Source organism: Mesorhizobium sp. M7A.F.Ca.US.007.01.2.1, assembly GCF_003998165.1.
GTDB lineage: Bacteria > Pseudomonadota > Alphaproteobacteria > Rhizobiales > Rhizobiaceae > Mesorhizobium > Mesorhizobium ciceri.
Map to the genome: position 1 here is coordinate 23,285 of NZ_RZQP01000055.1, position 9,445 is coordinate 32,729.

9 protein-coding genes are annotated in these 9,445 nt (G+C 61.4%); 8 read left to right on the plus strand and 1 reads right to left on the minus strand.

Annotated elements, in window-relative coordinates; all coding sequences use genetic code 11:
* Positions 1-98 precede the first annotated feature (98 nt).
* From EN949_RS12960 to EN949_RS12995, 8 genes are all read left to right on the plus strand, one after another.
* Positions 99-656 (plus strand): invasion associated locus B family protein, encoded by a 558-nt coding sequence (locus tag EN949_RS12960; protein WP_013529840.1) that lies wholly within the window; start codon positions 99-101, stop codon positions 654-656.
* Between the two features lie 13 nt (positions 657-669).
* A complete protein-coding gene (locus EN949_RS12965) occupies positions 670-1,335 on the plus strand; it encodes a hypothetical protein (protein WP_013529841.1) in 666 nt (221 codons plus the stop codon).
* A gap of 38 nt (positions 1,336-1,373) precedes the next feature.
* Entirely contained in the window at positions 1,374-1,835 is a 462-nt protein-coding gene (locus EN949_RS12970) for a DUF4189 domain-containing protein (RefSeq protein WP_127367298.1), read from the plus strand.
* Positions 1,820-2,368, plus strand: a complete 549-nt coding sequence (locus EN949_RS12975; protein ID WP_027161456.1) for an invasion associated locus B family protein — start codon at positions 1,820-1,822, stop codon at positions 2,366-2,368. The genes EN949_RS12970 and EN949_RS12975 overlap by 16 nt, the downstream gene beginning before the upstream one ends.
* A gap of 421 nt (positions 2,369-2,789) precedes the next feature.
* Positions 2,790-4,238: a TolC family protein gene (locus EN949_RS12980; protein ID WP_127371173.1), complete on the plus strand. Its 1,449-nt coding sequence runs from the start codon at positions 2,790-2,792 to the stop codon at positions 4,236-4,238.
* A gap of 39 nt (positions 4,239-4,277) precedes the next feature.
* A complete protein-coding gene (locus tag EN949_RS12985) occupies positions 4,278-6,410 on the plus strand; it encodes a type I secretion system permease/ATPase (protein ID WP_127366905.1) in 2,133 nt (710 codons plus the stop codon).
* A 42-nt stretch (positions 6,411-6,452) separates the two neighbouring features.
* A complete protein-coding gene (locus EN949_RS12990) occupies positions 6,453-7,742 on the plus strand; it encodes an HlyD family type I secretion periplasmic adaptor subunit (protein ID WP_013529846.1) in 1,290 nt (429 codons plus the stop codon).
* Positions 7,732-8,373 carry a ribbon-helix-helix domain-containing protein gene (locus tag EN949_RS12995; protein ID WP_024502654.1) on the plus strand — a complete coding sequence of 214 codons (642 nt, stop codon included), beginning with the start codon at positions 7,732-7,734 and terminating at the stop codon, positions 8,371-8,373. The genes EN949_RS12990 and EN949_RS12995 overlap by 11 nt, the downstream gene beginning before the upstream one ends.
* A gap of 49 nt (positions 8,374-8,422) precedes the next feature.
* On the opposite strand, the gene EN949_RS13000 is transcribed toward EN949_RS12995, so the two are convergent.
* Complete coding sequence (locus EN949_RS13000) at positions 8,423-9,352, minus strand: transglutaminase-like cysteine peptidase (protein WP_127366904.1); 930 nt, start codon at positions 9,350-9,352, stop codon at positions 8,423-8,425.
* Positions 9,353-9,445 lie beyond the last annotated feature (93 nt).

Sequence of the window (9,445 nt, forward strand, 5' to 3'; positions counted from 1 at the left end):
CGAGGACGGCCGCATCCGCGGCAATCTGTCGGGCACGGCAGCGGGTGGGCATGTCGGCGTCGGCGCCGGCATCAGCTTCACCTTGAACTGAGGCAGGGATGAAAGGACTTGTTGCCCTGACCTGCCTGGCGCTTTGCGGCGGCCTCGTGCCGGCCGCCGGGCAGGTCGCGTCGACCTACAGGATCAAGCCTTCGGACGTGGTGCTCCCGCCCGAGGTGAAGCTCGGAGACTACCAGCGCACCATACGCCCATTCGACAACTGGACGCTGATCTGCGACGAGAACCTCAAAGCCCGCAAGAAGGTCTGCAACGTCTCGCAGATCATCGAGGACGCGTCCGGCAAGATGGCCTTCAGCTGGTCGCTTGCCGCCACCCAGGACGGCAAGCCGTACATGATCCTGCGCACCGCCCCGAACGCCAGGAGCGATGGCCTGGTGTCCGTGAAATTCGATGGACAGAAGCAGCCGATCGACGTGCAGCTGAACGGCTGCAACGAAATGGTCTGTGTCGGCATGTTGCCGGTCGGCCCCGTCATGCGCCGGCAGATATCGCAGAACGCGACGCCGGCGATCTCCTACTCGACGGTCGATGGGCAGACGATCACCGTTACCGCAACGCTCAAGGGGCTGTCAGACGCCCTTTCACCACTCAAATAACCGAGGCGCCACCATGAGCCAGCAGGACCAGTTCACGTCCGCCAAACGCACTCCGAGCGTCGAGGCGGATCGGCAGAGGCGGGCCGAGCCCCCAAGGCGCTGGCCACGCGCGGCCGGATATTCACTGCTGGGATTGGTCGTGGCGGGGCTTGGCTTCGCCGCCGGGAATTACGCCGCGGTCGCCAATCTGGTCGGCGGCGCGACGGCCGCACCTGCAGCAACAGCGGCGGCCCCCGTGCTTCCGGACACGCCCTTCCTCGAGCATGTCAAGCAGGCCGGTGTGCAGGCCTGCTCGACCGTCTATCCAGTGCTCGGACAGATCCTGACGACCGGCACGAAATACAGCGTCAAATCCCTGTGGAACGACCAGGCCGCCGACAAGCACGCCATCCAGGCTTTTGTCGGCATGGACTATGCGTCGGAACGCTATAGCGGACCGGCCGCCGGCATCGTCTTCGCATCGCCCACCGCCACGGGTTGCGAAGGGGCGATGGTGCGGGTGGCGCCATTCGCCAGCCCGTGCGCCGACATCCCATCCATCCTGCCGCAGGGCAGCAAGATCACCGACCATCTCGGGCAGGTCGAGGTCTACGAGCTCGGCGGCAATGCCGGTGAAGCGCTTCTCCTGCCGACGGGCAAAAGCTGTGTGGTGATCTCCCTTGCTTCGGCGGCGAAGTAGGACGCGAAGCGAGTGAGGTCAAGGAAAGGATGCCGACCATGAGATTGCAGGCTTTGGCAGTTTTGGGCTTGACCTTGTTGTGGAGCGGACAAGTCGTCTCAGCCGACCTTGTGGCCCCATCGGAACCGCAACAGGAGGAAAAGGGCATATGGGCGGCCATTGCCTATTCGCAGGCCGATAGCAAATACGGCTTCTTCTGGGGCGCCGACAAGCGGCAGGAAGCGAAGGACATCGCACAGAAATATTGCGAGAACGCAGGCGGAAAGGCCTGCAACGTCGTCACCGTCTTCCGCAACCATCGCCATTGGAATGATGACGACGAGACCGGCTTTCCCTACAAGCACTGCGGTGCGCTTGCCGTGGCAGACAAAGTGGAGAACCGTTTCACGCCCTGGGGCGTGAACTCGGCCGAGACCCGTCGGGAAGCGGAGGATCTCGCTTTGCATGCCTGCGAGGCGACGGGAGAGAAATGCAAGATCCGCGAATGGGTCTGCACATGAAGCTTGGCCCGAAGGCCGTCTCCGCATGTGGGGCAATCCTGTTTTCGTTGATGTCACCGGCGTCCGCGCAGCAGCAGGTGGCGGCTGTCCCGGATGGACCCTCATCGCTGCGTGAGGTCTATCAGGACTGGAGCGTGACCTGTTCGGTACGGGAAAAGGCGAGAGTGTGCTCGCTTGCGCAAGACCAGGTCCAGCAGAACGGGCAGAGGCTTCTTGCCATGGAGATCGCGGCACGCCCGGACGGTTCGACGACGGCTACCCTGCTTCTGCCCTTCGGCATCCTCCTTGATCCGGGCGTGACGCTGCAGATCGACGATCAACCGCCGCTGTCCCCGCAGCGCTTCAGGACCTGCCTGCCGACGGGTTGCGTCTCCGTCTTTACGGTTGATCGGCCGACGCTTGGAAAGCTGAGGGGAGGCTCGGTGCTGAAGCTCAATGTCACGACGGACGCCGAGACCCCGCTGAGCTTCCCTGTGTCGCTTCGCGGCCTGACCGCGGCGCTCGACCGCATGGTGGCGTTGAGCGCAAATTAGGGTGCGCGCTGACCAGCTTTTGGCCGCAGTGAGCCACATGAAGCGTACGCCGGCCGCCGCGATGGAGTATTTTTGGACGCGGCATCCAAAGGGGCGTGCCTGAAAAAGGGCTCAACTTCAGGTTGGATCATCGACAGCCGCTATCCGAACCGGCCATGATTCTGGCCATACCGGCCCACTGGCCTGCCGTTTTTTGTGCTTTCCCACTGAATGCGGCGTCCGGATACAACCGCAGCGAGCCGACGTTATGTGCTATTTTTGCTACATCTCGCAGCCTTGTTGCCCAAAAAGGCTATTTAGCGATCTCTAAATCAATAATCGCTCACATATTTCGTGAATCTGTGAATAATCCACCGACGGGCAGGCCTTGGCTTGGTTAGCGCTCTGAAAAGGACGCTGGGGAAACGTTAGGGTGGGATTAATGAATACGACAAACATGTCGACCATAGGCAGGCGCCTTGGTCTTTTGATGGCGGCCACCATGCTGACCTGCGGCAGTGCTCACGCGCTCACGCTCAAGGAGGCGATGGCTGTCGCGGTGGAGTCCAATCCCGAGATTGGACAGGCGATCGAAAATCGCGAAGCCATCGAGTTCGAGTTGCGGCAGGCCAAGGGCCTTTATCTTCCCAGTGTCGATGTCGAGGCATCGGCTGGCGTTCGCCGGCTCGACAATCCGTCCCGGCGCTCTCTTTCCATCGAAGGCGATGCGCTCTATCCGGCTGAAACGGATCTTACCGTTTCGCAGACGCTTTATGACAGCGGCGGAAGGCGGGCCGAATTGAACCGTCAGGCATCGCGCGTCGACGGCGCTTCGTTCCGCGTTCTGGAACGGTCCGAATTCATCGGGTTGTCCGTTGTCCAGGACTATCTGGAATACATGCTGCAGGCCTCGATCGTTGCCGAAGCGAAGAAGAATCTCGGCTTCCACCAGGCAATTCTCGGCGACATCCGGCAAGGCATCTCGGGCGGCGCGCTGAACGAGGCCGACCGTCAACAGGCCGAGGAACGGCTGTTCGCCGCCAAGGCGCGCATGCAGGAGGCGACCGAGGAACTGGAAGCGGCCAAGATCCGCTTCTTCAAAACCGTCGGAAAGCCACTGACCAGCCCTTCGAGGCCCGGCGATGTTTCGGCCGCACTCCCGCGCTCGCTCGACGACGCGATAGGGTTGGCGCGGGAAAGCAATCCGCGCGTACACATGGCCAACAGCGACATCGACGCGGCGGCCTCCCTCGTGAACGCTGCGCGGGCAAAATTTGGCCCCTCCATCATCGCTGAAGGTCGGGCCCGGGCAGGAACCGACATTGACGGCGACGATGGCGACACCACCGACCTGCAGGCGCGCGTGGTCCTGCGCTGGAACCTCTACCGCGGTGGCATCGACAAGGCCAACGAGCAGGAACAGATCCGCCGCACCAGTGAACAGCGTCTCGCGCTGCATCAGGTCCAGCGCGAAATCGAGGAAGCCGTTCGCACCTCATGGGATCGCCGTTTCCGGCAAGCCGATCTGGCAAAGACCCTGAGGCAACAAGCCGCTGCCAATGAGAAGCTGGTTGCTTCCTATCGCGAGCAGTTCAAGGTCGGACAGCGCTCGCTGCTCGACGTGCTCGATGCGCAGAATACACGGTTCAACACGGCAACGCTGGCGGATACCGCTTCCTACGCATCGCTGTTTGCCCAGTACCGGCTCCTGGCCGCGACCGGACAGTTGCTGAAAACGATGAATCTCGAGCCGGCAAAGCAAGCGACGGCCTATGCACGCACCGAGTTCGCAGCACCGGAAACCGCGGACACAGAAACCTATGCGCGGACGCCATCGGAGCAGAAGAACGACCTGCCATTCGATATTCTCGCTCCGGTGAGGAAGAAATAGGACAGCACAAGGTCCAGCGAGCGTCCTGACGGGCAGATCGTGAACCAGCAACCCAACATCCTCTCCCCGAAGGAGGCGTTCAAGGCCTGCTTCTCGGCCGTTGCCGGATATCTCGGCAGGCCGAGCGCGGAGACCGTGCTGTTTGCCGGCGTGCCGCTCTCGGACACGCGAATTGCGGCCGACGACATCAGGCACCTTGCCGAACGCATCGGCCTGGAAGTCACCGAGTTCAATCATCGCGATTTTCTCAGGGGGCGTATCGACCTGCCGGCCATCGTCTTTCGCGTCAGCCAATTGCCCGTCGCCCTGCTGGCTCTAGGCGAAGGCGATGCGTATATCACCGCGCCCCAGGAAGACGGCCGCACCACGATCGGCCGGTTGGAACTGGCCGCCAGCTACATCAGCGGCGGCGCTTCCTTTTCGATCACCTATGCCAATGCCGCCGAGACCATGTCGGTCGGCTCGGCGGCCAGGATCGAGCGAAGACATTGGCTTACGGGGACGATGGGCGCTTTCTGGCGCACCTACTCGAAAGTCGTCCTGGCGGCGGTGTTCATCAATCTGCTGGCCATAGCCTCGCCGATCTTCACCATGAACGTCTACGACAGGATCCTGCCGAACAAGGCAATATCGACACTGTGGGTCCTGGCTCTCGGCATCGGTGCGGTCATCCTGTTCGACCTGCTTTTGAAGACGGCAAGGGCTTCCCTCATCGACTATGCCGGCCGCAAGGCGGATCTGCGGATATCCTATCTGCTGTTCGAAAAAGTGCTGAACTCGTCGCTTTCGGCGCGCCCCGGCTCGACCGGTGAATACGCAAACAGGATCACGCAATATGAATTCGTCAGGGAGTTCTTCACCTCCAACACCATAAGCGTGTTCATCGACACGGCATTCGTCTTCGTCTTTCTCCTTGTGATCTATGCAATAGGCGGCTGGCTGGTGATCATACCGGCGCTGGCCTTCGTGATGTCCGTCATCGTCGGCCTGGTCACCCAGCGCCGCATCGGCAAGCGCGTCGCCGCCTCGATGAACGAAGCATCGCAGCGCCAGGCCCTGCTGGTCGAATCCATCTCGACGCTGGAGACCATCAAGTCGCTGCGCGCCGAGGCGTATCTGCTGCGGAAATGGGGAGAGCACTCCAAGAACGCCGCCAACACGTCCGAGAAAATCAAGCAGCTTTCGGCGGCGGCGGGCAACATCACCCAGTCCATACAGCAGCTGGTGACCGTCGCCCTGGTCGTGGCCGGCGCCTATGCCTTCTCGGAAGGGCATGTTTCGACAGGAGCAATCATAGGAACGGTGATGCTGGCGAGCAGGGCCGTGGCGCCGCTCGGCCAGATCGCCATAACGTTGTCCCGGTTCCGCCAGGCCATGCTCTCGCTGAGGATGGTGAATTCGATCATGGCTCAACCGGAAGACCGGCCCGACACGGTGGGCTTCGTCAACCGCCCCATCCGCAAGGGCGCGATGGTGTTCAGGAATGTCGGGTTTGTCTATCCAGGCTCGGAAAACGAAGTTTTGACCGGCCTGAATTTCTCGGTCAAGCCGGGTGAGCGGATCGGCATCATCGGCCGCATAGGATCGGGAAAGACGACGATGGGTCGGCTGGTCGGCCGGCTCTTCCTGCCGACTTCCGGTGAGTTGCTGCTGGATGGGATCGACATTCGCCAGTATCACCCGTCCGAGGTTCGCGCCGCGGTCGGCATCGTTGCGCAGGCCGGCGACCTGTTCTCGGGCACCATCAAGGAAAACCTCCTGATGGCATGCCCCGAGGCTACAGACGAACAGATCATCGAAGCGGCAAAGGCGGCCGGCGTCGACGATTTCGTCTCACGCCACCCGCGCGGCTACGACATGAATGTCGGCGAGCGCGGCACCAATCTTTCGGGCGGCCAAAGGCAGACGGTGGCGATCGCGCGCCTGCTGCTGACCAAACCGAAAATCGTCTTTCTGGACGAGCCGTCGGGCTCGATGGATCTTGCTTCCGAACGCCAGTTGATCAAGCAGCTCAAAGTCGCCTTTGACCGCGACACCACGCTGATCGTCTCCACACATCGGTTCAGCATGCTTGAACTGGCCGACCGCCTGATCGTTATCGAACAGGGCAAAATCGTTGCCGACGGACCGAAGGACCAAGTCATACAGGCGTTGCAGAAAACAAGCGCCTGACAAAACAATTATTGCTGCATCCAATGCGTTGGGGCGTGGGAAATGCTTGCCAGGGAAGATCGGCCGCCGCTGTTTGCGTCGGCGTCCATATTCATCATCGGAGCGCTCTTCGTCGTTTTTGTCGCCTGGGCGTCCTTTGCCGAAGTCGATGAGATCGCACGCGGCGACGGCAAGGTCATACCTGCTTCCAAGACCCAGATCATCCAGGCGAGCGAGGCCGGTGTGGTTCAGGAAATCGCCGTGACGATCGGCCAGGTCGTCAAGAAGAACGATCTCATCATCCGCCTGGACAACACGCTCAACACGTCCAGCCTTGGCGAGCAGCAGGCCAAGGCGCGCGCGCTGGAAGTGCGCATAGCAAGGCTGAAATACGAACAGGCCGGCAATCTCTCGGGCCCATTTCCGTGCCCGCAGGACATCCAGTCGGTCGCTCCGCAAATCTGCGACAATGAACAGAAGCTGCTCATCGCCCGGCGTGGGAACTTCGACAACAAGCTGTCCGTGCTCAAGTCACGCCTCGATCAGCGCGAGAAGGAACTTGCCGAGGCGGAGGCCAATTCCGATCGTCTTTCTAAGAACCTGGTCGTCAGCGACCAGGAGGCAAAACTCGTCGACGCGATGGTCAAGAAAGGCCTGATGGCAAGGACCGAGCAGCTCCGGGTAGAGCGCGAGCAGACCGAACTCAACGGCCAGCTGAACCTTGCCGGCGAAACGATAAAGAAGATCAAATCGTCGATCACGGAAGCTCAGCTTCAGGTCGAGGAACTCGGCCTGCAACTGCAGCAGGAGGCGCTGGACGACCTTACCCAGGCGCTGGCGGACCTTTCGGTGGTGGATGAGACCATAAGGGGAGCCACCGACAAGGTCGCGCGCACCGATATCCGGTCTCCCGTGGACGGCATCGTCAACACGCTGGAACTGAACACGGTCGGCGCCTTCGTCCAGCCTGGCGCCGTCGTGGCCGGCATCGTGCCAACCTCCGAAACGTTGCTGGTGGAGGCACGGGTCTCGCCGCGGGATGTCGCCTTCATCCGGCCCGACCAGGAAGCCCTTATCAAGGTCACCGCCTATGATTTCTCGATCTTCGGCGGCATCGAGGGCAAGGTCTCCAACATCACAGCCGACAGCCTGGTCGATCAGAAAACGGGGGAGCCCTATTATCAGGTGCGCGTGGCGACGGACAAATCGACCCTTCAAAGAGACGGCAAGGCCTATTCGATCATCCCCGGAATGATCTGCTCGGTCGACATCAAGACCGGGCGCAAGACGATCCTGCACTACCTCCTGAAGCCGATCAACAAGGCGCGCGAGGAGGCGATGAGTGAGCGGTAGCGCCAGCCCTCATCATTCCGATCGCGAGCGGCTGCTTGCGCCAGTCGCCGCCGAGGATTTCGGGCTGGAGTTTCGGGTCGTGGCGCGCGGCGGCATACGGCGCGGCATTCGTCTGGAGCGGGCATTCTGGATGTCGCTGAAGCAGATGGCCGAAAGCAGGAAGTGCACGATCGGCATGCTCATCGACGAGATCGCCGAAAGCCAGGCCCAGACAGGCAATCTGACATCCGCGATCAGGGTGGCCTGCATGCGTGGGTTGGGGGACGAAAACCTGACCTTGCGAAGGCTTGCATCGATCAACACCATCAACGCAATACTGGTCGCGTGCCCATCCCCGGCCTTTGCGCTGGCTTCTTCGAAGAAGATACTGTCGTTCAACGCGCCGTTCCAGCAACTGGTCAAGCGCCAATTGCCGATCGCCCCAAGCGATGACGCACGGCACGACCTCAAGCTGGCGCTGGACCTCAATGTGGCCGATATCTTCACGCGGCTCGACGCCAATGGCGAATCGCCGGTGGCCACCGGTTTTGTCATCGGCGCGGGCGACCGTCGATACCGGGGGCAGTTGAATGCGGTGCGGGCCCCGGTGCTCGAGCCGGAACTGCTGATGGCGTTCGTCTTCGGCGGCTGAATGCCCGCCAGTCTTTGGCGAGAACCTATGGCTTGGACTGGCCGAAACCCTATGGCTGAAAACCTTCGCCGGGTGCGACGGTTGCGAAACCGCCCTTGATGTCGGCCATCTGGGCGCCGCCCGGTCTTGAACCGTGGATCCAGGCCCGGTCCGTGCTGAACGAATAGAGCGGGACGTAATCCGGGAGATCGCTGTCACGCATAACGGTGTTGCTGAGGCTGTCGAGAATGAAGGTGCCGCTGCCTGTGCTCACCGACAACACTGCGTGAAAGAAGCCTCTCTTGCGATCCTGGAGGACGACAAGCGCCATGCTTTGCGTCGGAATGCCGGCCCTCAGCAGGGCCGTCATCTTGAGGATGGCAAAATCCTCGCAATCGCCGGCTCGCCGCTCAAGAATCTCCGAAGGCTTCGCCCAATAGTCGAGCTTGCCGTAGACGACGCTGTCTTTCCTGTAGGCGATCAGGCGATTGACGCTGCTGTTGACGAAGGACAGCTTCTCGCTGAATCCCTTGCCTTGAGCGGCAGCGATCATGCCGGCAAAAGCCGTGCTCTTGTGCTCGCAGGGGCTGCCTGCCGAGCAGGCGGTGATTGCCCGGTAGACAGGCGCCCAGCGCGCCGCGACGGGAAAATTGCGCATGGACAAGGCAACCGATCCGAAGACCCCTGGAATAATCGACGCGGTCTGCACCGGATCTATTCCGGCGTCATCTCGCGCCGTTGACGAGCCGTCCCCGCGGCCGATATCCGGGCTATAGCTGCCGGTGACCATACCGATCCGGTAAGCGTCCGCAGGCTGCCAGGGCTGGGGCCTCGTCAGTGAAACACCGCCGAGACAGGGCGGCGTCTGGACCTTCTCCTGGGGCCTGCCGGGTGCGGGGATATCGCTGGCGAATGACGGCCCCGCCAGGCCGACAAGCCCGATTGCCAGCAGGAGCATCTGGAGCCCGGTTTTTCCCGGAACCGATTTTTGCTTTTTCATAACGCCCACCTTTGACTGTGGACGCTACCAATCTTGTCTCAAATTATTGAAAAGGAAGGTGGATAAATATCCAGAAACTGTCTTCATCTATTT

What these genes read in the sequence shown, in the direction of transcription:
- EN949_RS12960 (WP_013529840.1), top strand. Translation starts at nt 99, where the DNA reads ATGAAAGGACTTGTTGCCCTGACCTGCCTGGCGCTTTGCGGCGGCCTC.
- EN949_RS12965 (WP_013529841.1), top strand. Translation starts at nt 670, where the DNA reads ATGAGCCAGCAGGACCAGTTCACGTCCGCCAAACGCACTCCGAGCGTC.
- EN949_RS12970 (WP_127367298.1), top strand. Translation starts at nt 1,374, where the DNA reads ATGAGATTGCAGGCTTTGGCAGTTTTGGGCTTGACCTTGTTGTGGAGC.
- EN949_RS12975 (WP_027161456.1), top strand. Translation starts at nt 1,820, where the DNA reads ATGGGTCTGCACATGAAGCTTGGCCCGAAGGCCGTCTCCGCATGTGGG.
- EN949_RS12980 (WP_127371173.1), top strand. Translation starts at nt 2,790, where the DNA reads ATGAATACGACAAACATGTCGACCATAGGCAGGCGCCTTGGTCTTTTG.
- EN949_RS12990 (WP_013529846.1), top strand. Translation starts at nt 6,453, where the DNA reads ATGCTTGCCAGGGAAGATCGGCCGCCGCTGTTTGCGTCGGCGTCCATA.
- EN949_RS13000 (WP_127366904.1), bottom strand. Translation starts at nt 9,352, where the DNA reads ATGAAAAAGCAAAAATCGGTTCCGGGAAAAACCGGGCTCCAGATGCTC.